Raw genomic sequence first — 22,360 nt, 5'->3', positions numbered from 1 at the left:
TTGTCGTTGGCGCTAGTTGCGGAATCCATGCACCGGCGCGGGGATGAAACCGCCGCGGTTAATGAACTGCGTATTTCCCACTTGATTGACCGGGATGACAGGGGCGTAGCCAAGAAGCCCACCGAAGCTGACCTCGTCGCCTACCTGGGCGCCAGGTACCGGAATGACGCGTACGGCGGTGGTTTTATGGTTCATCACCCCAATGGCGGCCTCATCAGCGATCATGCCCGAGATCGTCGCGGCAGAGGTATCGCCCGGCAGGGCAATCATGTCGAAGCCAACCGAGCAAATAGCGGTCATGGCCTCCAGCTTGTCCATGGAAATGGAGCCGGACTTGACCGCATCGATCATGCCTTTGTCCTCGGAAACGGGGATGAAGGAACCAGACAATCCGCCCACGCGGGAACAAGCCATCATGCCGCCCTTCTTAACGGCGTCGTTAAGCAGAGCCAACGCTGCTGTGGTGCCGTGGGTGCCCACTTGGTCTAGGCCCATGTGCTCCAAGATGTGCGCAACCGAATCGCCTAATTCGGCGGTGGGGGCAAGCGAAAGGTCGATGATGCCGAAAGGAACGCCCAGGCGCTCCGAGGCCATGGTGCCTACTAGCTGCCCGGCGCGAGTGATCTTGAAAGCAGCCTTCTTCACCTCTTCTGCAACCTGGTCCAAGCTGGCTCCCTCGAGCGAGCCTAAGGCACGGTCGACCACACCCGGGCCAGAAACGCCCACGGAGACCACACAATCGGGCTCTTCAATGCCGTGGAAGGCGCCGGCCATGAAGGGGTTATCTCCAACGGAGTTAGCAAAGACCACGAGCTTGGCGCACGCAATGGCGGAATCATCCTTAGTTAGCTCGGCTGCTTCCTTGATGACCTCGCCCATCTTCTTGGCTGCATCCATGTTGATGCCAGCGCGAGAGCTGGCGATGTTTACGGAGGAACACACGACGTCCGTAGTAGCCAGCGCCTCCGGAATGGAGCTGATGAGTTTCTGTTCCGCGGTGGTAGCACCCTTTTCTACCAAGGCGGAATAGCCGCCCACGAAGTTGACGCCAACCTCTTTTGCTGCCTTGTCCAGCGCCTTTGCCGCATCAACGGGGTTTCCCTCTACGCCGGCCACCACCAACGAGATGGGGGTTACGGAGATGCGCTTATTGACGATGGGGATACCGAGCTCGCCCTCGATGCCTTCGCAAACCTCGACGAGGCGCCCTGCCTGCTGGGTGACGCGGTCATAGATGGCCTGGCAGGTAGCCTCCATGGTGGAGCGGGTGCATCCGAGGAGGGAGATGCCCATGGTCACGGTGCGGATATCGAGACGATAGTTCTCAATCATCTCGATGGTGTCCAAGATATTGGTGGTATTAAATCGCGTACTCATATTAAATTTCGTTCATGGCGGTGAAAAGGTCTTCGGACTGAATGCGGATGGACTGGTGCTTTTCCTCCGCCACGGGGCGCATGCGCTCCTTGATGGTCTGGATCGTGACTTTGTCCGCATCGAATCCGACGCGCAGGATCATGGTGAAGTATCCGCCCATGAGCGTCTGGGAGACGTCGATGACGTTGATATCGAGTTCTGCAAGGGTAGTGGTCACCGCGGCGATGATGCCGGTGCTATCGGCACCGGTGACGGTCATAATGGCATACATGCATGCAATTCTATCTTCTTGCCGGGCCCGCCGCGATGGTTTGTGCGTGTCAGATAGGTGAGGGCGTCTTCACCCCGGCCGCGCCGTTGTTACGGTGGGGAGGTATGACTGATAAGAAGAAAATTCTGTACATCGGTGGACACGGCAAGGTCGGACAGCTCACCACCCCTAAGCTTGTTGATGCCGGCCACGACGTCCACTCCCTCATCCGCAACCCAGAGCAGAAGGCCGAGATTGAAAAGCTCGGCGCGACCCCGGTTATGGCGGATATTACTGAACAAACCGTGGGTCAGTGGGCAGAGCTTTTCGCCGTTTATGACGCTGTAGTCTGGGGCGCCGGCAATGGCGGCCGAGGTGGGGCAGACCTCACCTGGGCCGTCGACCGCGATGGCGCCCTCGCTACCCTCGACGCGATGGACAAGTTGCAGCAGGAGGGCAAGAAGGTGCCTGCCTATGTGATGATCTCTTACGTCGGCTCCCAGGTAGCAACCACGGATCCTGCCGATGAGAAGTGGTATGCCTATGTGGAGTCGAAGAAGGAGGTAGACAACCGCCTTGTACAGGCCAGCTACCCGCACCTCATCCTCAAGCCAGCGATGCTGACCGAGGAGCCAGCAAAGGGCATTGAGCAGATTGAGGATAAGATGCTGAAGGAGTCTTTGACTTCTTCCCGCGAGCTGGTTGCGGACGTCATCGTCGAGGCCCTTGGCCGCGAAAACCTGCCGGAATCCCCGCTTGCCTTCGTTGATGGCGACAATCCCGTAAGCTCCATCAAATAAGGCGCTAGACTGGCTGGCATTATGACTGTTAAGCCACCAGCTGTCCTTATTGATTGCGATCCCGGCATCGATGATTGCCTCGCCCTCATGTACTTGGCGGGCCTGCATCATGCCGGTGAGATCGAGCTGGTGGGCGTTACCACCACGGCCGGCAACGTCGAGGTCCACCAGACCGCGGCTAATGCTCGCTGGATTATGGATCTTTGCTCGCTTGCCGACGTCCCCGTAGCCCCCGGCGTACCCCAACCCCTCAAGGTGGATCTCACCACCACCCCTGAGACTCATGGCCCGACAGGGTTGGGCTACGCACATGCCCCCGCTGCCGCCGCCAGGCTGCAACAGCGCGATTGGCAGCAGGTATGGGAAGAGGCATTAGCCACCCACGACGATCTGCAGCTAATCGTTACTGGACCGGTCACCAACCTTGCTGCTTTTGAGGCAACCCATCGCGAGGTTGCCGCGCGCTTCGGTGCCATCACAATCATGGGCGGCGCGGTCAATTACCGCGGAAACACCACGCCAACTGCCGAGTGGAACTTTTGGGTGGATCCCCACGCAGCTGCCCAACATTTTCATTCAACTACCCCACGCGTTCTCACCACGCTGTGTTCCCTCGAAGTAACGGAACAGTTTCTCATCACCCCGCAGCGCCTAGACGCGGCCATGGAATTGTTGGGGGAGCACCCCACGGCACAAATCCTGCCTGACGTGTTGCGATTTTATTTTGAATTCCACCAGGCACAGGGCGAGGGATATCAAGCTCAAATCCACGATCTCTTGACCTGCATGATTGCTCTCGGACGCATCAATGTCGACGCGATAGAAACCACCGTGGACGTCGAGGCGGAATCGCCACTGCTGCGTGGCACGAGTGTTGCAGATTTGCGTAATCACTGGGATCGCGCCCACAACGCGCGGCTGGTAACAAGCGCAGACATGGAGGCCGCACACCACGAATGCGCGCGGGGATTGACGCTATTGGCTTCGCATTAGTGGCTTTTAACACGCAGAGCCTCTACTATTATCCGCGGCGCACGTGCCGTGCGAGATCGCTTTCCGAGGTGACATAGGAAAGCAGCACCATCCGCGGTCGGCGCTTACTTTGCCCATTTTTTCGGTATGTGGATTTGGACTTTTACTGTGTCACAGCTTTCTCTCACCCCCGCCCGCAAGGCTATGGTCATCGCGGGTGCACTCATCGTCGCCGCAACCTGGATTTATCTAGTTCTTCTGCGTCCTACTGATTGGGAATCCGTTGCCGGCTCGACAGAGGCGCTCATTACCCTCGCCGGCTACCTCGTTGGCGCCGCTCTTCTTCTAGCCGGCACCGTTCCGGCACTACCGGCGCGAACCATCGCCATCATCCCGGTAGCGCTAGTGCTCAATATTGTTGTCGGCGAAATCATCGGTTCTATCGGCGTTCCGCTGTATATCGACTCCGTAGGAACAATCCTGGTAGCCGCGCTCGCCGGACCCATCGCTGGCTTGGCTACCGGTACATTGTCCTCCGTCGTATGGGGGCTGTTGAACCCTGCCGCTCTGCCCTTCGCCGCCGTGTCCGCCGCTACGGGGTTCCTCTCCGGACTGGTAATCAAGAAGGGCGCTTTCACTAAGGCGTGGTGGGTCATTCTCAGCGGCGCCATCATCGGAATCATTTCCGGCATGCTCGCCGCACCAGTAGCTGCCTTTGTTTATGGCGGTACCGCAGGTCTTGGTACGGGCGCGGTTGTTTCGCTCTTCCGAGAACTGGGCAATTCCCTCATCGCCTCGGTCACGCTGCAGTCCTTTATTTCTGATCCCCTGGATAAGGCACTGGTCTTCCTCATTGTCTGGGCAGCGGTCAAAGCACTGCCGCAGCGCACCCGAGAATCCCTCCAGCCACGTTAATGCAAGGCCTTCATCCCGCCACCGTTGTCACGATCGCGGCCTGCGGCTGGATTCTTACTTTGGCGCTGAATACCCCGGTGGCGTCGGCAAGCGTAGTGCTCATCGCCCTAGCCTGCGGTACTGCCGCTACCCGCAACGCCTCCGTAATTTTGACAACTGTGGCGCTAAGCGCCCCAGCGGCCCTTTCCATGCTGGTCATTCACGCCCCCTACGGTGATGACCCAGTGCTGCCGCTGGTAACAAGCGACGGCCTGGTGCTCGCCGCCACCCTCACCCTGCGGTTCTGCGCCCTCATGGCCTGCTTCATCGCGGCCATGGCAGTGCTGCGCATTGCTGATATCGCCAAGTGGCTGCAAGTTTCGCGCGCAGGCCACAAGGTCGCGTATATCGTTGGAGCGTCCCTACAAACCCTGCCCCAAGGCGCGCACGCATGGCGTTGCGTCCGTGAAGCCAACCAGCTCGCCGGCATCACCGTGACTTGGCGCAATACCATCTCGCGCGTCATTATTCCCGTCATCGCTCGCCTCCTTACCCAAGGAACCCAACGTGGCCAGGCCCTCGCCGCCGTCGGATTCGACCAAGAAGGGCAACGCACCCTACTGCGTCCCGTTTCCGATTCCATGGTCTCCCGCGTCGTCCGCCTGTTCATTCCGCTAGTTAGCCTTGTGGTGGTGATTGCTGCATGGATCTAGCCCGCATTAAGCCCACCCTTGGGGCCATTTATCAAGTACTCGTCGAACCTGACACAGCCGTCGAAGACATTGCCGCGCACCTAGCCGAGCACCTATCTACCGAAGCCATCATCGGTACGGATGCCTCAGCACAGATTAGCTTCCTGCGGGAAACGTGCATCGAAGAAGTGGTTCTAGGGCTCGAAAATGCCGGCGTGCCTGCCGCAGAGATGCAGCGGCGCGGGGAGCGAATGCTTCGCGCTGTAGGACTGTCTGACTACTGTGAACATGACCCAACACAGCTATCCGGTGGCCAAACACGCAGGCTTGCGGCTGCTTGTGTTGCCATTCGCGAGCCGGAAGTCATGATTGTGTGCGAGCCTGCAGCCGGGCTGGACGCTAACTCGCGCACGCAAGTGGTTCGCCTCTTGCAGGCAATGCCGGAGACTTGCGTCATTTCCGTTTCTAGTTCCTCCTGGCCAGAATTGGGTGGCGACATCATTGGCACAGACCCACTCGTAGCGGCCGTCGACTTACCGCGGGTTTCTGTGAGCCTCCGGACGGGGAGTATCGGTCCGCTAACGGCTCGCCGGGGTGCAGCAAAGAAAAAATGGTGGCACTTTTCTCAGCCCCGTGGCACTTCCTTCAGCGTCGGACCGGTAGAAATCCCTATCGCGAAATCTGCGGTTACGTGGCTGCGAGGCGATAATGGCAGTGGCAAGACCACGCTCCTGCGCGCTGCTGCTGGGCTCGATGGCGCCGGAGCTGTCCCGAATCCACCCGCTCTTGCCTTGCAATCGCCGTTTGATCAGGCGATATTTCCAACGGTGGACGAACTCGTCCCTAATGACACCTTGCGCAACCTGCTGGGACTAAATCCGGCAGACCATCCTCTCGATCTATCATCGTCTCGCCTGCGGCTTGCGCAAGTTGCCCATGTGATTGGACAGCAGCACCCGGTGGTCCTGCTCGACGAACCAGACACCTTGCTTTCAGCTGCCGACCGCTGGCTCATGCACCAACTTATCCACCACGCACTGCAGTCCGGCAGCGCCCTCGCAGTTACCTGCCACGATCCTAAGTTTGTGGCAGAAATAGAAACCTATGCCCAAGTAACGGAAAAGACACTGCCGGCGCCGAAGCTATAAGCGCATACAAAACTGCTCCCGGCTCTTTCCAAGATCAGTTAAGAAGCAGCCGGGAGCAGGATTGGATGTACGGGGGATTACTGTGGGCTCGCCTGAGCACCGCGGATGGATTGCTCTACTAAGTCAAGAACCTTTTCCAGTTCCGCGGTATCGCCCAAGGCAAGCCGATTAATAAATCCGTCCATGAACACTTCAAGATAAATGGCCAAGGTATCGATTTCTACATCATCTCGTAGACGGCCCTTATCCGCATTAGATGCCAATCGTGCGCGAACGGCTTCATCACGAACCGACTGATTCTCTTTCCACCGAGCGGCGAAGGAGGGGTCAGTGCGTAGCAGGGAGGTGATTTCCAAGCGAGTGGCTAGCCAATCGTGGCGCTCAGGATGTTGGAGCATTTCGCGCATGACTTCTACCAAGCCATTTTGAGCCACGACTTCGGCCTGGCGTGCGGCATCTTCTTGCGCCAAGGCAAGAAATAGAGACTCTTTGTCACCGAAGTGGTGAAAAATTGCACCTCGTGACTTACCCGTCGCTTGTTCGAGTAGCCGAACAGTAGCTCCCTCGTACCCGTGCTCTGCAAAGCAGCGGCGGGCACCTACGAGAATGTCGTGCCGGCGGCGGCTAAGTTCAGATTCGCTCACGATGGGCATAGTAGGGAACTCTCCTTAATGGGGGATATCTAAAGGTTGTTTAATCAGTAATTTTAAATAAGAAATAAAATCGACGTGACGAAACGCGGGGCCGCATTGCCCTTCCTGAGAGAGGGCGGTGCAACCCCGCGTTGTCGACTGAACTTAGTCCTTTAACCCATCGGTTGGGCTAAAGGACTGCGCGAAGACGCTTAGTTCTTGACCATCTGACGCAGAACGTACTGCAAGATGCCGCCGTGGCGGAAGTAGTCAGCCTCACCCGGGGTGTCGATGCGGACGTCGGCATCGAACTCGACGGTCTCGCCGGACTCCTTGGTAGCGGTGACGTGGACGGTCTTCGGGATGGAGCCATCGTTGAATGCGGAGATGCCCTCGATGTCGAAGGTTTCCGTACCATCCAGGCCCAAGGACTCGTGGGACTCGCCCTGTGGGAACTGCAGTGGGATAACGCCCATACCAATCAGGTTGGAGCGGTGGATGCGCTCGAAGGACTCAGTAATAACAGCCTTCACGCCAAGCAGGTTGGTGCCCTTGGCTGCCCAGTCACGGGAAGAGCCAGTGCCGTACTCCTTGCCGGCGATGACAACGAGCGGGATGCCGGCTTCCCTATAGTTCTGGCAAGCATCGAAGATGAAGGCCTGCGGGCCGCCTTCCTGGGTGAAGTCACGGGTGTAGCCACCGGTGACGTCGACCAGCTGGTTAGCCAGGCGAATATTCGCGAAGGTACCGCGCATCATAACCTCGTGGTTACCGCGACGGGAGCCCAAGGAGTTGTAGTCCTGGCGGGCAACGCCGTTTTCATCGAGGTACTGCGCAGCCGGGGTGCCCGGCTTAATAGCGGAAGCAGGGGAGATGTGGTCAGTGGTGACGGAATCGCCCAGCTTTGCCAGAACGCGTGCACCCTTGATGTCTTCAACCGGGTTCGGCTCGGTAGGCATGCCATCGAAGTAAGGAGCCTTGCGGATGTAGGTGGAATCCTCATCCCACTTAAAGGTCTCGCCCTCCGGCACATCGAGGTTGCGCCAAGCGTCGTCGCCCTTGAAGACGTCGGCGTAGTCAGCTTCGTACATCTCGCGGGAGATAGCGGACTGGATGGTGTCCTCAATTTCCTGCGGGGATGGCCAGATGTCCTTCAAGAAGACATCGTTGCCTTCCTTATCCTGGCCCAGCGGCTGTGCATCAAAGTCAAAGTCCATGGTGCCGGCGATGGCGTAGGCGATGACCATGATTGGAGAAGCCAAGTAGTTCATCTTGACATCCGGGGAGATACGACCCTCGAAGTTGCGGTTACCGGAAAGTACCGCGGTGGCAGCGAGGTCATTCTCGTTGATGGCTGCGGAAACCTCGTCCGGCAGTGGGCCGGAGTTACCAATACAGGTGGTGCAACCAAAGCCGGAGAGGTAGAAGCCCATGGCTTCGAGATCCTTCCACAGGTCTGCACGCTGGAAGTAGCCATCAACAACCTGGGAGCCAGGAGCGCAGATGGTCTTAACCCATGGCTTGGACTGGAGGCCCTTTTCTGCTGCCTTACGTGCGATAAGACCTGCGCCCACCATAACGGATGGGTTAGAGGTGTTGGTGCAGGAAGTGATGGAGGCAATGGCAACCATGCCGTGGTCCAGGGTGAACTCGCCACCGTTTTGGGACTCAACGGTAATTGGGTTGGAGTGACGGCCCTTAGCGCCAGTAGCCGAGGACTCGCCGTGACCCTCACGAGCCTTGTTCAAGCCGCCGGTGACGTCCTCCATAGCTGGGGCGCCGCCTTCTGCGGACATGCGCTTTGCCTCGACAGAGGATTCGTCAACGCAAACCTCGTCGGTGGTGTAGTTAGCCAGATCCTTGCGGAACTGCTCCTTGGCCTCGGTCAGCAGGATGCGGTCCTGCGGGCGCTTCGGGCCAGCGATGGAAGGAACAACGGTGGACAGGTCCAGCTCGAGGTACTCGGAGTACTTTGCCTCTGGAGCGTCCTCCTCCAGCCACATTCCCTGTGCCTTGGCGTAGGCCTCGACGCGGTCGATCTGCTCCTGTGGGCGGCCGGTGAGCTCGAGGTACTTGGTGGTCTCCTCGTCAATCGGGAAGATCGCAGCGGTGGAACCGAACTCAGGGGACATGTTGCCGATGGTGGCGCGGTTTGCCAGCGGGACAGACTTAACGCCGTTGCCATAGAACTCAACGAACTTCTGAACAACGCCGTGCTCGCGCAGCATTTCGGTGATGGTAAGAACGACGTCGGTTGCAGTAACGCCGGTAGGAATCTCACCGGTCAGCTTGAAGCCTACGACCTTCGGGATGAGCATGGATACCGGCTGGCCGAGCATGGCAGCCTCTGCCTCGATGCCGCCGACGCCCCAGCCCAGAATGCCCAGGCCGTTTTCCATGGTCGTGTGGGAGTCGGTACCGATACAGGTATCCGGGTAAGCAAGGCCCTCGTTGTCGAATACAACGCGGGACAGGTACTCGATATTTACCTGGTGGACGATGCCGGTTCCCGGAGGAACTACGCGGAAGTTGGAGAAGTTCTCAGCACCCCAGCGAAGGAACTGGTAGCGCTCTTCGTTGCGCTGGTACTCGATTTCAACGTTCTTTTCCAGTGCATCGGTAGAGCCGAAAGCCTCAACGATGACGGAGTGGTCAATGACCATTTCGGCCGGGTTGAGAGGGTTAACCTGATCTGGGGTACCACCCAGTGCGGAGACGGCCTCACGCATGGTGGCGAGGTCAACAACGCAAGGAACACCGGTAAAGTCCTGCATGAGGACGCGCGCTGGGGTGAACTGGATTTCGGTGTCCGGCTCTGCCTCCGGATCCCAGTTTGCCAAGGCGTTAATGTGATCCTTGGTTACGTTCTTGCCGTCCTCGTTACGCAGCAGGTTTTCTGCCAGCACCTTGAGGGAGTAAGGCAACTTCTCCAAGCCGGAGACGGTGTTGATGTCAAAGTAGTCATAAGACTTACCGTTGACATCAAGGGTCTTCTTGGCCTCGAAGGAGTTCAAGCTTTCAGTCACAGGGAGCTCCATTCCTTGTTAGTAAACAGTGTGTTCTGTTTGGTACTCGCCGCCAATCGTCACCGCGGGGCAGTGCTCAGCGTCAACGGTCACGAGTGTGACTCGACGCGACCATGGGGCCCGCTGTGTTGAAGGCGACAAAGAACGCGATGGTTCACCTAGATATTGTAGAGGCTAAAACCTTCGGTCGCTGCCATTGTAACAGTACAAGCGTTCTGTTTTCACCTTTTCTAGAAATTCGGCGAGTTGAGGAGATAGACGTCTGCGGCCCGCCCGTATCTTGGGGGAGAAGAAATTTAGGAGCCCTATATATAAGGAAGAGATACACATGGTTCCCGCGGGCGTAGATATAGCCGATTTGGCAGGCCAGCTCGAAGAGGATGGCGTGGCCTACACGACCCCAGAGCTCCGTGAAGATGCGCAACTCAATACTGATGTGGCTCAAGGCTTGCGAGACGGTGATGGCATAGCCGTGGTTGACGTAGTGGCGGATCGGGCGCCTGACGTCCGGGACATCGCCCAAGAGCTCCAGGATGCGACAGGGTTGAACACCGTCATTGTTCAAACTCCGCGCCATGTTTCTTCCGTCAGTGACACTTATAGCCGTGCCGACATTGAGTCGGTGCAGGCGCAGATCGCGCCTGGAACTGACCAAGTGGACCTTCTGTCTGAGTACTATGGGGGAGTAGACCAAATCAGCTTCCCGGTGGGCGCGGTAGTGGGGGCCGTTGCTGTAATTGCCGTGATCGTTTTGGTCAGCTCTTTCCTGGCGGCTGGCCGTGGCAAGGTTTAGAACCCTAAAGAGGTTCTGCGGAAATCGGGCGCGAGTGTCGGCCGGGCCAAGAAAACCGGACGAGCAACGATGAACTTCGAATCCTTAAATCTGGCAAATGCCTTCTGAAAAATTGAATTTGTTCGAGAAAGTATCGCGTTAAATGGTGGAACATTTGCGATCTTTTGAGGAGCAACAATTTCGGGCAACTGTCCCGAGGGTGTGTGCCGAGGGGGCCGGTTGAACCGGGGTGGCGCGGTTTCGTTCATTCGCGGCGTGGCGAGAGGCTCGGCTACTAACTTGGGCGACAGGGATCCAGTCTGACCCTCTAGCGGACCGGGTGCCTAAGCGGGGATCGTAAGAAGGGCGGGGGAGGGGTCAAAGTAAACCCTTAGGGGTTGACTTCCGGTGGGGGAGTGGTTCTATAGCTCTAGTTGTGGTCGAGTTGGGGGTCGGTAGGGCGTATGGAACTCTGGTTAGATAGTGATTAAAGTCACAATAACGGGATGGTAACAAAATCATTGCAGGTTAGGTGCACATGTTGAGTCATGTGAATTAACTTGACTCACGTGAATTGCGGGAAAATTGTGCGAAACGGGCGTGTCGTGACGTAAGGTTCGGTTGTCGACTCAGGAGACATTTCTTGCTTCCTGGGTTCATGGGCTTAGCCTTGACTGTCACGAGAGAACTCGCACGGGTATGTGGGGAAGCACGCCTCGAGCGAAAGTTATTACGTCGAGTGGCCGTTCTTGGAAGTCAATGAACCGGGACCTTTCGATAACGATTGGGACGCAGGCAAAGAACTTGAGCGATTACAATGTTCGAAAAATTACACATCAACCCACCTTCCGTTTATGAGGTGAGACGGGTTCATTAGAACTCCACCGTGTGGAAATTTTGGTGCGAACCTTTATATGGCTAAGGCTGAAAGCCTGTTGTTACAGAAGGTGCGTACGGAGAGGTCCATAGGGATAGGGTCCGGGAACACCGAATCACTCCACAAGGGTCAGCCTCGTGTGGCCTGTTCATGGTTTGTGGCTGCTTGCCCTCGACGGCTCGGTAGTGCTCAAAAGGTTAGACCTTTTGGACTCCAGTTGGCGCCGCGGCGAGGTCCGCCAGAACCCGTAGAGCAGTTCTCACAGTGCTCAGTGCAACGAAGACGTGATCGGGGCATACGGAACCGCGGGTTGTAAAACGCACCCTGGAGCGTATGTCGCGCGCAGCGCAAGAGTAGAAGTGGATTTCACAGTCCGTGGGACTTTGTTTGAACAGAGGATAGTTGTAGACCATCTGTGTCCGACTTGTCGGGCTCGTGCAAGTAGACCTTTAGGCTTTCTTGCCGGGGTACGAATTGTCTGGATGTCGCTGTTGTGGGGAAACAGTAGCGATTTGAGGCGGCCAAAATTTGGCGCGGCAAGTCCACAACTTTCTCTAGTTCCTACATGGAAGCCCTAAGGCTGCTGAGGGTCCACCGAAAGTGCACACCCGGAGTGAAGTCTCAGCCGAAGTAGGCAGTCCATCAATAATTACCGCTCTAGTGTCTGAGGGCAGCGGGGGGTTAGCTTCGTGTATCTATTGATACTGACTCGAGGCGAACCTCTGGGCCACCCAATAAGGCATGCGATAACGCCTGTGTTTGTGCGAAATATGCAGGCGGGGAGCCCGGGCATACCTATGTCCGGAGGTCTTCATGGACCCTCACTAAAGGAGCAGCGTGGGCCCAAACTAGGAGTATTTCAGTGGCCACCATTCGCCTTCCGCGCATTCGACATGTTCGCGCTTTCATTGCTGCAGTAGCAGGTACCGCAGCTATTTCAACGCTTTCCACCGTAGCCCCAGCGGGCGCCGATGAAGTATCAGCGCCAAACCCAGGTACGGTCCAGGACCAAAACTCAGACCACGTAGCAATTGACCGTGCGGTTGCTAACGCAGATTCACTGCAGGGCGCTGTAGAGGAATCCCGGGCAGAGCTAGGTCGCGCGGAAGCAGATGTTTCCGGAGCGGAAGACCGTATTGCTCAGATTCGAACCCAATTGGAACAAGTGAACGGCGAGCCGGGTACTAATGAAGAGTATGTTGCCAGCTTGGAAGATGAGCTGCGCCAGGCGGGTGAGGAAAAGCGAGAAGCCGAGAACCGTGTTGCGCAGGAGCGCCGAGAGCTGGCCCAGAATGAAGCGCGACTAAACGCTACCCAAAGATTTGCGGAAGCCACTTTTGCCCGCCAGCAGCAGGCTGCGTCCCAAGGGGAGGTAGCAAGCGGGGTGCAGCTCTCGCAGCAGGATTCTCTTCCAGTTGCGCCAAATCAAGGCGATAATCTTGATTCTGAGCTGTCAACAAATGCTTTCTCGGTCAACCCTCATGACTTGACGGGTGAGGTCAAGCCGCAAGACTTTACGGATGAGGTAGTGGATCAGGGGCCGTCCGAGGTTCCGGGCAGTGCGGACGTTGCCGATAATCCGGAGGATCCATCCGTTGCTGAGCAGGAGAAGACTACTCCAGAAGCGGACTTCGAAAACGCCCTCAATAAGGGTACAACGCCTACGTTCCAGAACGTCGATTTCGGCACTGGGTCCTCTGTGAACGATGCGCTCGGACTTGCGAATGATATCGCTGCAGCCGTTGATGAGGACGATGTGCGCACCCTCATGCAGGGCTCGTCTGACCTACTAGGTTTGGGCAGCCCGAATACTGCACCTGCCGCCAGTGTTGACGCTCCCGAGGTGGATGAGGTGGCTGAAGTAGAGGAAAGCACCACCGGTGTAGACGCGGGCCGAGACGCTCAGATCGAGGCCGTCATTTCTCGCGCTGAGTCTCAGGTCGGCGTCCCTTATGTGTGGGGTGGCGGCGATAATAATGGTCCTACTGGTGGGCTTCGCGATGGTGGCGTGGCTGATTCCTTCGGGGACTTTGGGCAGTCTGGCTTCGATTGCTCGGGGCTAGTAAAGTACGCCTACGCGGCAGCCGGCCTGGACCTTCCTCACTACACTGGTGCGCAGTACCAGCAGGGCAAGAAGGTTCCCCGCGAGAACGCACAGCGCGGTGACCTTATCTTCTACGGACCTGGTGGAAGCCAGCACGTAGCTATCTACCTAGGCGACGGCCAAATGATTGAAGCGCCACAGTCGGGTCAGACTGTTTCAGTAGTTCCGGTTCGCTGGGGTGGCGCTACTCCCGATGTCGTGCGCCTTCTCTAATCTCCAACTTTTGGTTGGTATGGTTTAGGGCATGACTGACGCACAACAGAATGCCCAAAACTTCGACGCCCTCCTCGTTCTTTCTTTCGGTGGCCCGGAAGGAAACGAGGAGGTCGTTCCTTTTTTGGAGAACGTTACCCGAGGTCGAGGTATCCCTCGCGAGCGGCTAGAAGTGGTGGGCGAGCATTATTACCACTTCGGAGGGGTAAGTCCGCTCAACGCTCTTAACCGCGAAATCATCGATCATCTCGAAGGGGAGCTGAACAAACGCGGACATAATCTATCGGTATACTTTGGCAATCGAAATTGGCATCCCTTTGCCAGTGAGACTGCGGAGAAGATGTCTCAGGACGGGGTGCGCAAGGTAGCTGTCTTCGCTACCTCTGCATGGGGTGGGTACTCCGCATGCCGGCAATATGATGAGGACATTCAGCAGATGCGCGAGCATCTGGCGGAGCAGGGTTTGCCGGATATTGAATTTACTAAGATTCGCCAATTCTTCGATCATCCGAAGTTCGTGGCCGAAATGGCAGCCGCTGTCACGGAGGTCTGGGGAGAGGTTCCGGAAGAAAAGAAGAAATCCACTCGCTTGCTATTTACCGCCCATTCGGTTCCCGTTGCGCACGATAACGTGGGCGGAGCGGAAGGGGATAAAAACCTTTACTCCCGCCAGGTGGCTGAGGCGTCGCGGTTGGTGGCCGCACGGGCTGGTATTTCTGATTACGACCTTGTATGGCAGTCACGTTCGGGTAATCCCCGCACTCCGTGGCTCGAGCCAGACATTGTTGATCACACCACTGATATCCACCACAACGAGGGCATCGACACGATCGTGGTATGCCCGATTGGCTTCATCTCCGATCATATGGAGGTTATCTGGGACCTTGATTCCGAGTTGCAGAAGGCAGCCGAAGAGATGGGTGTCAAGGTCCTGCGCACCCGTACAGCGGGTCCGACTCCACGTTTTGCGGAGATGGTTGTTGATCTCATCGATGAGCTTGAGCAGAGCCGCGAGTGGGAGACCAGCGGGAGTGTCACGGTGCAAGGGTGCACAGTCAATGGCGCGCCGTGTGCAGCGGGGTGCTGCGATATTCGGTCCCGTTAACGGGCAAATTCTCCAAGCGCATAAGACACGCCCGTCATGCGGGCCTGGCGGATGTGACGCCACAAGCGAAGCAATTGTGGATCAAGGCTGTGGTCATTGATGCGGTCAGTGACGGTTTCGATGATCGCGGCTACTCGGTCAGCCCGGGCAAAGAGCTTGGCTGACCGGGCTGGCGTTGAACGGGGGAGCCCGGGGGCGTCATAGAAGTCGCTCAGAGTTCCCACGGTGAGGCGTGGGTTGGGCAAGGCCTCGGTGCTATACCCGGTTGCCGCTATGAGCTCGGCGGACTCATTGGTTGCTTGAGAAAGGAGTGCGTCGGCTTCACCGGGGCTTAGCCAGGCGGGCGCGGGGAGCTGCTGCTTTTCGACGACCACTTGCCACGCCGTATGGCTGTGGCGAATGTGGGGGATGAGGACTAAGTTACGCAGGGGATCATTGGTGCGAACTATGATTGCTCCGGTAGAACTTTGTGTAGCCGCGCGATAGGAGTCCGATCCCGCCGGCAATGCAGGCGGCTCGCCTGGCCCGGACAGTGCGAGGCGCACGATAGGTTCTGCACGTACACCGCGATGAGCGGTAAGCTCGGAGGTCTCCGCGCGCAGCATGGCTAACACATCGACGAAGGGGGATTCGTCTAAGCATTCTGGACGTCCGCCTAGTTCCGTAAGCGCGTCCAGCAAGTCATCGGTGGTTTCATGTCCCCACAGCCACGAGCCAAGCCAGACGGCGGTGTTTTGTAAAGGTGACCATACTTCGGCGCGCATATCCATGGCGAGCCAGTCTAGTAGATAGACTAACGGGCCATGAGTTTTGATCCTTATGGCGGAGATATTTTTGCTGGCCACTCGCGGTCGAAGCCGCGCCAGTACCCAGAAGTGCCAGCCGAGCCCGGAATGGTAGTGGAAGTGCGCGGCGATGACTTTGTGGGCGCTGTTATGGGCGTGGATAAAACCGTTTTCGGTGAGGTGGTACGCCTTGAAGATCGCCATGGCGTAGAACGGGTCTTTAACCTGGTTAAAGGCGGGTTCCTAGTGGAAGGCAAGCCAGTAACGCTTACCCGGTACGTCGAAAAGCAGGCTCCCCGTAAGTCCAACTCCGGCTCCCGCCGCGTAGAGAACGTGGAGGCCAAGGTTGCCGCGCCATCGCGCATTTGGGTAGAAGGCGTGCATGATGCCGCCATTGTGGAAAAAGTGTGGGGTCACGACCTGCGTGTGGAAGGCGTGGTAGTCGAATACCTCGAGGGTTTGGACAACTTGGAGGCGCGCCTCGCAGAGTTTCAGCCAGGGCCGGGCCGCAGGGTCGGCGTATTGGCGGATCACTTGGTTCAAGGCTCTAAGGAAACCCGATTAACGGAAACCGTGGGAGAGCATGTCCTGGTAACTGGGCACCCCTTCATCGATATCTGGGCGGCGGTAAAGCCGCAGCGCGTTGGCCTGCGTGAATGGCCAGATGTACCCTACGGTGAGGATTGGAAGACCGGTATTTGCCGCCGCGTAGGGTGGAGCGACCCGAAGGATGGGTGGCGTCATGTCTATAACGCCGTACATTCCTTCCGCGACCTAGACTCCAGCCTAATCGGCGCCGTGGAGCGCCTCGTGGACTTCGTTACTACACCTGAGTTGAGCAAGTCCGACTTGCTCTAGGGGTGGGCAAGGTTGGCGCGTTCAATTAGGTTGACGGCCAACTGCCACCCCGCCATCTCCGCGCTCCAGCCGGCCGCCTGGAGGCGTTGCGACATGGCTTGCTTGGAAATTCCTAGCTCTTCGGCGGCCTCATTCTGGTTGAGTCCTGCGCGGACAAGCGAGGTTGCTTCGCGCCCTTCGATGGTGCGCTTGTGCAAAACGTAGCCAAGCAGGGCAAAGGTGGCCGCGATGTCGCTCGCCTCCGAGGCGCGGCCGCGCTTATTGAGTTTGGCGTAGACCTGCCCCATGCGGGCGGATTTCCGCAATGCAGCGGTTGCTACCTGGCGCGCGCCTTCCTCATCTTCCTGGTTGCCGGGGCTAATGCCGATGCCGATGGCCCAGTCGCCGTCGGCAAGCAAGGCCATGACCACGTCGCACACTGCTGTTGCTGAATCAACTACGGCGCAAATATCTTCCACGCCGAGCACGTGGAACTCGCCCACACCATTGAGGGTGGATAGAGCCGTTGCAGAGCGTTGGACCAACTCTGCGCGACGCACGGAGCGGCCCCGGTAGCGAGCGTGGACAGCAAGCACAGAAAATCCTCCTTCAGGAACCAATTGCGAAATAGTCTACCGCTCGTACTTGACTTATGGGCGAGTGGGTAGACGTGAATCCATATACAGCCCGCCCATACCGATGGCGGCAAAAGCTACCATGGCGACAATGATGCTGGGCGAGGTGTGGCCTGTGAGGGCATCGCCGAAGAAGACGCCGAGGGCAGTAGTCGGGATGGAACCGAGGAGGGTGGCCACGGTGAAATGGCTAAGCTTCACGGGCGTTAGTGCGGCAACATAATTCAGGAGACTGAAGGGGACGCCGGCCACCATTCGCAGCGAAGCGATGGCCAGCCAGCCGCGCCGCTCCAAGTGGGCATTGATTTTAAACACTGCGGAGTGAGTTAGGTGCGGCCGGATCCAGTCTCCGAGGAGCGTGCGGACGATGAGGAGCGACAGGGCCGCAGACACCGTCAAGGCGCACAAAGAGAGGGCGAGGCCCTTCCATGGGCCAAAAAGTATTCCTGCGGCTACCGTCCAAAACGTCCGGGGGAATGGAAGCTGCGTAAATATGACATAACCTAGGGTGAAAAGGAGGGGGAACCACGCGCCATAGCGGGTAGAGGCGTCGCGAAGCTGGGACACGTCCGGCAGATCGAAGAAGTAAAGGAGGGTGACGCCGGTGACGATGGCGGTGAGGACGGCTACCCAACGACGTATCGACCACTGGGAAATTGACCGCCAAGCGGACTGAGCGAGCGATTTGAGGAAATGGCCGAAGCTGCGCGCCCAACTCAAAAGTGTGGTCATGGGGGAGATCGTAGTCCTTGTAGGAGTACTGAATAGAAAATCCGGCGGCTACCTTAGTGGTAACCGCCGGTCCGTTGTGCCCGAGGGGGGACTTGAACCCCCACGTCCGTTAATAGGACACTAGCACCTCAAGCTAGCGCGTCTGCCATTCCGCCACCCGGGCAGGGTGTTTATCAGCCTCTCGGCTGGGCACTCCGATACTGTATCCTGCTCGAGGCTTGCTTTACAAATCGCCTGCGTGTGGCGTGAAAAAGGTACCGTTAGCGGCGTGTAAAAATACATGGTTGTAAGTCTGGTTGGGGGCTTTCCACATGTGCGGCAAAATTTATGCAGGCTGCGGAGGTTACACCACATCGACATCGGCTTGTGAGGTGGGGTACAAATGGGTCTATGACTTCTTACGCAGATGATTCCCGCTTTCCTGGTCCAGATCCTTACGCACCACTGCGCGATGTCCCGTCCTTCGTTCTCTCGTCCACTGATGTGGTGGAAGGAGACGAGCTCCAGGAGAAGCTCCGCGCCCCAGAGAGTGTATCGCCTCAGCTTGCGTGGTCCGGACTGCCGGAAGGCACTAAGTCCCTGGCCGTGACCTGTTTCGACCCGGATGCGCCAACGGCTTCTGGTTTCTGGCACTGGGCGGCGTTCAATATCCCCGTTGAGGTAAGCGAGCTGCCTACCAATGCCGGCGCCGCCGAGGACTTGGGGATTGACGGCGTCATTAGCTTGCGCAACGATTCGGGCGAGCGCACCTACTTCGGTGCAAACCCGCCTGCCGGCCACGCCCCGCACCGCTACCTCTATGCCGTCCATGCAGTCGACGTAGAAAAGCTCGACATCGACCCAGATGCTTCGCCGACCGTGCTTGGGTTCAACCTGCATTTCCACGCTCTCGGCCGCGCCATTTTGTGGGGCTGGTACGAGGCGAAGTAATGGCGAGTAGCTCTACTTCATCGCTGTCTAGTCCGCCGACGGCGCTGCGGGTCGGCGGCGCCTTCATGGTGGTCGCATTCGTGCTGGTGCTCTTTGCGCTAATCTCCGTCTTCACGGATGGTTGGGGTGTCGATTTCGAATGGACGTATTCCAAAGTGGCGATTATTGTCGCCGCGGTCATCGTCGGGGCCTTTAGCACCATGAGCAAGAGTCAGGCGGGAAGCCGCGCGCAGGTTACAGCATTGGTCATCGCTATTGTGATCATTGCAGCAAGCCGCTTTCTGCCCGGCGATACCCTATTCACTCAACCACAGTTTTGGGTCGTGTTCTACGCCGGTTTCGCGGTGTTGTGCGCACTGGTCCTCAAGCGCAGCACCATGTCGCAGACCTAGTCAATACCGAAGAAACAAAGGGTCCGCCTATTTCATCTGCGTGCAGCAGGAGAAGTAGGCGGACCTTGTGTTGAGCAACCTTGGGCTGGACTAATCTAAGGGCTTCCAAGGAAGACCGGAGCCAACCGCCTGGGAAATATTGCTCATACCGTGGGCACGGATTTGAGCGGCAATGCCGCGGTGAATATCGCGGATCCAGTCCGGACCGCCGTAGATGAGACCGGTGTAGCCTTGCAGCAGGGAAGCTCCGGAAGTGATGCGTTCCCATGCTTGCTCCGGCGTGGAGATGCCGCCCACGGAGATGAGGGTGAGCTGGCCGCCGACTCGCTCATTGAGGCGGCGCAGTACTTCTAGGGAGCGCTCGGCTACCGGAGGGCCGGATACGCCACCGGCACCCATCTCCTTTACCTCGGCGGCTGGGGTCTTGAGTCCCTCGCGGGAAATGGTGGTATTTGTCGCTACGATTCCGCCGAGGCCGAGTTCGAGGGCTAGGTCTGCCACGGCGTCGACGTCGGCATTCGAAAGATCTGGGGCAATTTTCACCAGCACCGGAACCGCGGTGCATTCTTGCACGGCGGAGAGAATGGGACGCAGCGATTCCACTGCTTGCAGGTCGCGCAGGCCCGGGGTATTCGGGGAAGAAACGTTGACCACCAGGAAATCTGCCAAGTCGCCCAACACCGACGCGGAGCGGCGGTAGTCTTCTACTGCATGCTCGGCAGGGGTGACTTTGGTTTTGCCAATATTGATGCCAATGACATCGCTGTAGCGACGCTTGCGCAGGTTTTCTGCGGCGGCTGCTGCACCTTCATTGTTAAAGCCCATCCGGTTCAAGATGGCTTTATCGGCCTTCAGACGGAAGAGCCGCGGCGCAGGATTGCCGGGCTGTGCTTGGGCGGTGACGGTGCCCAACTCTGCATAACCAAAGCCAATGGGAGTCCACGTATCAGCAGCTGCGGCGTTTTTATCGAACCCGGCGGCAAGTCCCAACGGGCGGGGGAATTCTACTCCGAAGACCTCTTGGCGCAGCACTGGATCGTTGACCGGCAGGATCTTTGCTAGGGCTCGGTTGGCCGGCCCGGCGGCTTGGAGTCCGCTGAGTGCAGTGTTGATAATGTCGTGGATGCGCTCCGGGCTCAGTGTGAACATGCCCCGCAAAGCAAGCTGGTAGGCCTGCGCGCGCAATTGGTCAATAGTGCTGGTCATCTTCTTAAGACTCCTTCTTCAGGTGCGGGGCGTCCACGAACTGCAGCCCGTGGCCGGTGGCGGAGGCGGCGACAAAGGTGCCGTCGCCAAGCATGGCAATATTTTGCGCATCCGGCACGGTCGAGAGATCTCCGCGCAGCTCGGGGACGCCTTTGCCAATCTCAAAGGCATGAGCCTTATTGGTATCGGTGGCGCTCACCCACGCCAGATTGCGCTTATTATCCCAGGCTACGCCCCATGGGGTGCCCTCTACGTTGCCGTATTGATGCAGGCGGACAACGTCATCGGAAGTGTAGACGGCCAAGCGGCCGCCCTCGGCATCGGAGGCGAGGACCACGCCGTTATCGCCCACGGCGATGCTGCCGACCCCCTGGCCAACGCGCAGTCGGCCGCCCGCGCGATCATTCGTCCAGTCCACGTTTTGGATAGTGGAATCCTCTCGGCGGATGCGCACCACTCCGTCATCGCCTGAGGAATTGGGCACGGCCAATAGCTGGTCCGAGCCGGCTTCCACCTCGATATCTCCGTCGCGCTTTCCGTCCTTATAGATGCCTACCGTGGTGGAATCGGCCGAGGTGGCAAAGATCTCGCCGCTGGATAGCTGGGTGGCGGCGGTAACTGGGGAGTCCTCCTCCATGTGGACCTCCTGAGGAGAATCCGCAGATGCAGGATCGATCAGGAGAACCTTATCTGGGCAGGCGAGGACGAAACCCGACTCCGAAGAACTGAGGTCACCACACTCCGCAGAAATGTCTAGCGAGGTAGCCTTCTTCTCTTCAAAATCCTTCTGGCTACCGATGAGAAGCTCGTCTTTGGTGCGCACTGCCAGCGAGTCATCAAAGGCGGCAAGGTCAGTGATGTCACTCTTAAGGTCGACCACAGTGCCTTCCGGATCCGCCTTAGCCGGGGAGGCCGCTGGGGTGGCATTGCCCTTGACCGCGGTCTCTGGATCGGCGCCCACGCCCACTTCGGGCTGGCAGGCGGCCAACGCGGTGGCGCTAAGCGCCAGCAAACTGGAAAGGATAAGTGCGGAGCCAGATTGAGATTTCACGGCTACTAATCCTAACAGCGCGCGTTGTAAAAACTCGAAGCCCAGCGCGGCTGTAGTGTGAAGCGGGTGATTTCTAATACCGCAACTGACGCTGTTTCTTGGGCGCAGGTCATTGTTTTGTCCATCGTGCAGGGGCTTACCGAGTTTCTTCCGGTAAGTTCCTCCGGTCACCTGCGCATTGTTTCCGAACTTTTTTGGGGCAACGACGCCGGCGCGTCCTTCACCGCAGTTATCCAGCTGGGTACGGAGCTGGCTGTGCTGGTCTATTTCGCCCCAATGATTTGGCAGATTCTCTCCGGCTGGTTCCGCGGCTGGGACGATAAGTCCTCTCGTGGCCAGGACTGGCGCATGGGGTGGATGGTCATCGTGGGTTCCATTCCCATCGGAGTTATCGGCCTCGCATTCGAGGATGCGATCCGCGGCGCCCTGCGCAACCTGTGGGTTACCGCCGCAATGCTCATCCTCTTCTCCTTTGTCTTCATCGCTGCAGAAAAGATGGGTAGGAAGGAGCGCGGCTTTGAGGAGCTAACCATGAAAGACGCCATTGTTATGGGTTTGTGCCAGTGCTTGGCGCTCATTCCGGGTGTTTCTCGCTCCGGCGGCACCATTTCCGGCGGTCTGTTCCTAGGGCTGGACCGCGAGGTAGCCACACGCTTTAGCTTCTTGCTGGCCATTCCGGCTGTGCTGGCTTCGGGGCTTTTTTCGCTTCCCGACGCCTTTTCTCCCGAATCCGGCCAAGCCGCCTCCGGCCTGCAGCTTCTGGTCGGCACTGGCATCGCCTTTGTACTGGGATACGCCTCCATTGCGTGGCTACTAAAGTTCGTGGGCAACCACTCCTTCTCTTGGTTTGCCGCTTACCGCATCCCGGTCGGCGTGCTCGTCATGCTCCTCCTGGCATTGGGAGTCCTGCAGCCGCTCTAAGGCTCACCG

Annotated in this window: 21 protein-coding genes and 1 tRNA gene; 12 read left to right on the top strand and 10 right to left on the bottom strand. The window is 58.1% G+C overall.

Going from position 1 to position 22,360, the window contains the following annotated elements; all coding sequences use genetic code 11:
• Positions 1 to 12: 12 nt before the first annotated feature.
• Complete coding sequence (locus QP971_RS02005; protein WP_250408547.1) at positions 13 to 1,377, bottom strand: PFL family protein; 1,365 nt, start codon at positions 1,375 to 1,377, stop codon at positions 13 to 15.
• A 1-nt stretch (position 1,378) separates the two neighbouring features.
• Positions 1,379 to 1,648 carry an ACT domain-containing protein gene (locus QP971_RS02000; protein ID WP_284810726.1) on the bottom strand — a complete coding sequence of 90 codons (270 nt, stop codon included), beginning with the start codon at positions 1,646 to 1,648 and terminating at the stop codon, positions 1,379 to 1,381.
• A gap of 104 nt (positions 1,649 to 1,752) precedes the next feature.
• Here QP971_RS02000 and QP971_RS01995 point away from each other — a divergent pair, with 104 nt between their 5' ends.
• From QP971_RS01995 to QP971_RS01975, 5 genes are all read left to right on the top strand, one after another.
• The gene (locus QP971_RS01995) at positions 1,753 to 2,427 is read left to right on the top strand and encodes an NAD(P)H-binding protein (RefSeq protein WP_284810725.1); all 675 of its coding nucleotides are present in this window, start codon (positions 1,753 to 1,755) and stop codon (positions 2,425 to 2,427) included.
• Positions 2,428 to 2,448: 21 nt separating this feature from the next.
• Positions 2,449 to 3,420 (top strand): nucleoside hydrolase, encoded by a 972-nt coding sequence (locus tag QP971_RS01990; protein WP_284810723.1) that lies wholly within the window; start codon positions 2,449 to 2,451, stop codon positions 3,418 to 3,420.
• 126 nt (positions 3,421 to 3,546) lie between these two features.
• Complete coding sequence (locus QP971_RS01985; RefSeq protein WP_431831069.1) at positions 3,547 to 4,314, top strand: ECF transporter S component; 768 nt, start codon at positions 3,547 to 3,549, stop codon at positions 4,312 to 4,314.
• Complete coding sequence (locus QP971_RS01980) at positions 4,314 to 5,006, top strand: energy-coupling factor transporter transmembrane component T family protein (protein WP_284810722.1); 693 nt, start codon at positions 4,314 to 4,316, stop codon at positions 5,004 to 5,006. The genes QP971_RS01985 and QP971_RS01980 overlap by 1 nt, the downstream gene beginning before the upstream one ends.
• Positions 4,997 to 6,133, top strand: a complete 1,137-nt coding sequence (locus QP971_RS01975) for an ATP-binding cassette domain-containing protein (RefSeq protein WP_284810720.1) — start codon at positions 4,997 to 4,999, stop codon at positions 6,131 to 6,133. Before QP971_RS01980 ends, QP971_RS01975 begins: the two co-directional genes overlap by 10 nt.
• A gap of 77 nt (positions 6,134 to 6,210) precedes the next feature.
• Here QP971_RS01975 and QP971_RS01970 read toward each other — a convergent pair whose 3' ends face one another.
• Both QP971_RS01970 and acnA read right to left on the bottom strand, forming a co-directional pair.
• Complete coding sequence (locus QP971_RS01970; protein WP_269952979.1) at positions 6,211 to 6,786, bottom strand: TetR/AcrR family transcriptional regulator; 576 nt, start codon at positions 6,784 to 6,786, stop codon at positions 6,211 to 6,213.
• Between the two features lie 191 nt (positions 6,787 to 6,977).
• Complete coding sequence (gene acnA, locus QP971_RS01965) at positions 6,978 to 9,791, bottom strand: aconitate hydratase AcnA (protein WP_269952978.1); 2,814 nt, start codon at positions 9,789 to 9,791, stop codon at positions 6,978 to 6,980.
• A gap of 328 nt (positions 9,792 to 10,119) precedes the next feature.
• On the opposite strand from acnA, the gene QP971_RS01960 reads away from it, so the two are divergent.
• The 3 genes from QP971_RS01960 (at position 10,120) to QP971_RS01950 (ending at position 14,862) form a co-directional block, all read left to right on the top strand.
• Entirely contained in the window at positions 10,120 to 10,584 is a 465-nt protein-coding gene (locus QP971_RS01960) for an Rv1476 family membrane protein (RefSeq protein ID WP_284810719.1), read from the top strand.
• Between the two features lie 1,718 nt (positions 10,585 to 12,302).
• Positions 12,303 to 13,757, top strand: a complete 1,455-nt coding sequence (locus QP971_RS01955; protein ID WP_284810717.1) for an NlpC/P60 family protein — start codon at positions 12,303 to 12,305, stop codon at positions 13,755 to 13,757.
• A 31-nt stretch (positions 13,758 to 13,788) separates the two neighbouring features.
• Positions 13,789 to 14,862 carry a ferrochelatase gene (locus QP971_RS01950; RefSeq protein WP_284810715.1) on the top strand — a complete coding sequence of 358 codons (1,074 nt, stop codon included), beginning with the start codon at positions 13,789 to 13,791 and terminating at the stop codon, positions 14,860 to 14,862.
• On the opposite strand, the gene QP971_RS01945 is transcribed toward QP971_RS01950, so the two are convergent.
• Positions 14,859 to 15,632, bottom strand: a complete 774-nt coding sequence (locus QP971_RS01945) for an Rv1486c family protein (protein ID WP_284810713.1) — start codon at positions 15,630 to 15,632, stop codon at positions 14,859 to 14,861. The two genes, QP971_RS01950 and QP971_RS01945, sit on opposite strands and share 4 nt — an antisense overlap.
• A 33-nt stretch (positions 15,633 to 15,665) precedes the next feature.
• Between QP971_RS01945 and QP971_RS01940 the strand changes: the two genes are divergently transcribed.
• Positions 15,666 to 16,505, top strand: coding sequence for a DUF3097 domain-containing protein (locus QP971_RS01940; protein WP_200435636.1), 840 nt, complete (start codon positions 15,666 to 15,668; stop codon positions 16,503 to 16,505).
• On the opposite strand, the gene QP971_RS01935 is transcribed toward QP971_RS01940, so the two are convergent.
• The 3 genes from QP971_RS01935 to QP971_RS01925 form a co-directional block, all read right to left on the bottom strand.
• Positions 16,502 to 17,080: a MarR family transcriptional regulator gene (locus QP971_RS01935; protein ID WP_198493063.1), complete on the bottom strand. Its 579-nt coding sequence runs from the start codon at positions 17,078 to 17,080 to the stop codon at positions 16,502 to 16,504. The two genes, QP971_RS01940 and QP971_RS01935, sit on opposite strands and share 4 nt — an antisense overlap.
• Before the next feature lie 54 nt (positions 17,081 to 17,134).
• Positions 17,135 to 17,851, bottom strand: coding sequence for a TVP38/TMEM64 family protein (locus QP971_RS01930; protein ID WP_284810711.1), 717 nt, complete (start codon positions 17,849 to 17,851; stop codon positions 17,135 to 17,137).
• Positions 17,852 to 17,928: 77 nt separating this feature from the next.
• Positions 17,929 to 18,014, bottom strand: a tRNA-Leu gene (locus QP971_RS01925).
• Positions 18,015 to 18,241: 227 nt separating this feature from the next.
• Here QP971_RS01925 and QP971_RS01920 point away from each other — a divergent pair.
• Positions 18,242 to 18,781 (top strand): YbhB/YbcL family Raf kinase inhibitor-like protein, encoded by a 540-nt coding sequence (locus tag QP971_RS01920; RefSeq protein WP_005324806.1) that lies wholly within the window; start codon positions 18,242 to 18,244, stop codon positions 18,779 to 18,781.
• Positions 18,781 to 19,173 (top strand): hypothetical protein, encoded by a 393-nt coding sequence (locus QP971_RS01915; RefSeq protein ID WP_284810709.1) that lies wholly within the window; start codon positions 18,781 to 18,783, stop codon positions 19,171 to 19,173. The genes QP971_RS01920 and QP971_RS01915 overlap by 1 nt, the downstream gene beginning before the upstream one ends.
• 90 nt (positions 19,174 to 19,263) lie before the next feature.
• Here the strand turns inward: QP971_RS01915 and QP971_RS01910 are convergent, their stop codons facing one another.
• The gene (locus tag QP971_RS01910) at positions 19,264 to 20,379 is read right to left on the bottom strand and encodes a quinone-dependent dihydroorotate dehydrogenase (protein WP_284810707.1); all 1,116 of its coding nucleotides are present in this window, start codon (positions 20,377 to 20,379) and stop codon (positions 19,264 to 19,266) included.
• A 4-nt stretch (positions 20,380 to 20,383) separates the two neighbouring features.
• The gene (locus tag QP971_RS01905; protein ID WP_284810705.1) at positions 20,384 to 21,430 is read right to left on the bottom strand and encodes an NHL repeat-containing protein; all 1,047 of its coding nucleotides are present in this window, start codon (positions 21,428 to 21,430) and stop codon (positions 20,384 to 20,386) included.
• Between the two features lie 66 nt (positions 21,431 to 21,496).
• Between QP971_RS01905 and QP971_RS01900 the strand changes: the two genes are divergently transcribed.
• Entirely contained in the window at positions 21,497 to 22,351 is an 855-nt protein-coding gene (locus QP971_RS01900; protein WP_284810703.1) for an undecaprenyl-diphosphate phosphatase, read from the top strand.
• The last annotated feature ends 9 nt before the right edge of the window (positions 22,352 to 22,360 follow it).

Source organism: Corynebacterium marquesiae, from assembly GCF_030229635.1.
GTDB classification, from domain to species: Bacteria; Actinomycetota; Actinomycetes; order Mycobacteriales; family Mycobacteriaceae; genus Corynebacterium; species Corynebacterium marquesiae.
This window is presented reverse-complemented; position numbering and strand designations above follow the sequence as displayed.

Bases quoted from the DNA above. Each gene is read 5' to 3' on its own strand.
- QP971_RS01945 (WP_284810713.1), bottom strand. From the start codon at position 15,632: ATGGATATGCGCGCCGAAGTATGGTCACCTTTACAAAACACCGCCGTC.
- QP971_RS01995 (WP_284810725.1), top strand. From the start codon at position 1,753: ATGACTGATAAGAAGAAAATTCTGTACATCGGTGGACACGGCAAGGTC.
- QP971_RS01930 (WP_284810711.1), bottom strand. From the start codon at position 17,851: ATGACCACACTTTTGAGTTGGGCGCGCAGCTTCGGCCATTTCCTCAAA.
- QP971_RS01975 (WP_284810720.1), top strand. From the start codon at position 4,997: ATGGATCTAGCCCGCATTAAGCCCACCCTTGGGGCCATTTATCAAGTA.
- QP971_RS01920 (WP_005324806.1), top strand. From the start codon at position 18,242: ATGACTTCTTACGCAGATGATTCCCGCTTTCCTGGTCCAGATCCTTAC.
- QP971_RS01990 (WP_284810723.1), top strand. From the start codon at position 2,449: ATGACTGTTAAGCCACCAGCTGTCCTTATTGATTGCGATCCCGGCATC.
- QP971_RS01970 (WP_269952979.1), bottom strand. From the start codon at position 6,786: ATGCCCATCGTGAGCGAATCTGAACTTAGCCGCCGCCGGCACGACATT.
- QP971_RS01915 (WP_284810709.1), top strand. From the start codon at position 18,781: ATGGCGAGTAGCTCTACTTCATCGCTGTCTAGTCCGCCGACGGCGCTG.
- QP971_RS01960 (WP_284810719.1), top strand. From the start codon at position 10,120: ATGGTTCCCGCGGGCGTAGATATAGCCGATTTGGCAGGCCAGCTCGAA.
- QP971_RS01940 (WP_200435636.1), top strand. From the start codon at position 15,666: ATGAGTTTTGATCCTTATGGCGGAGATATTTTTGCTGGCCACTCGCGG.
- QP971_RS01950 (WP_284810715.1), top strand. From the start codon at position 13,789: ATGACTGACGCACAACAGAATGCCCAAAACTTCGACGCCCTCCTCGTT.
- QP971_RS01985 (WP_431831069.1), top strand. From the start codon at position 3,547: ATGTGGATTTGGACTTTTACTGTGTCACAGCTTTCTCTCACCCCCGCC.
- QP971_RS01910 (WP_284810707.1), bottom strand. From the start codon at position 20,379: ATGACCAGCACTATTGACCAATTGCGCGCGCAGGCCTACCAGCTTGCT.
- QP971_RS01980 (WP_284810722.1), top strand. From the start codon at position 4,314: ATGCAAGGCCTTCATCCCGCCACCGTTGTCACGATCGCGGCCTGCGGC.
- QP971_RS02005 (WP_250408547.1), bottom strand. From the start codon at position 1,377: ATGAGTACGCGATTTAATACCACCAATATCTTGGACACCATCGAGATG.
- QP971_RS02000 (WP_284810726.1), bottom strand. From the start codon at position 1,648: ATGTATGCCATTATGACCGTCACCGGTGCCGATAGCACCGGCATCATC.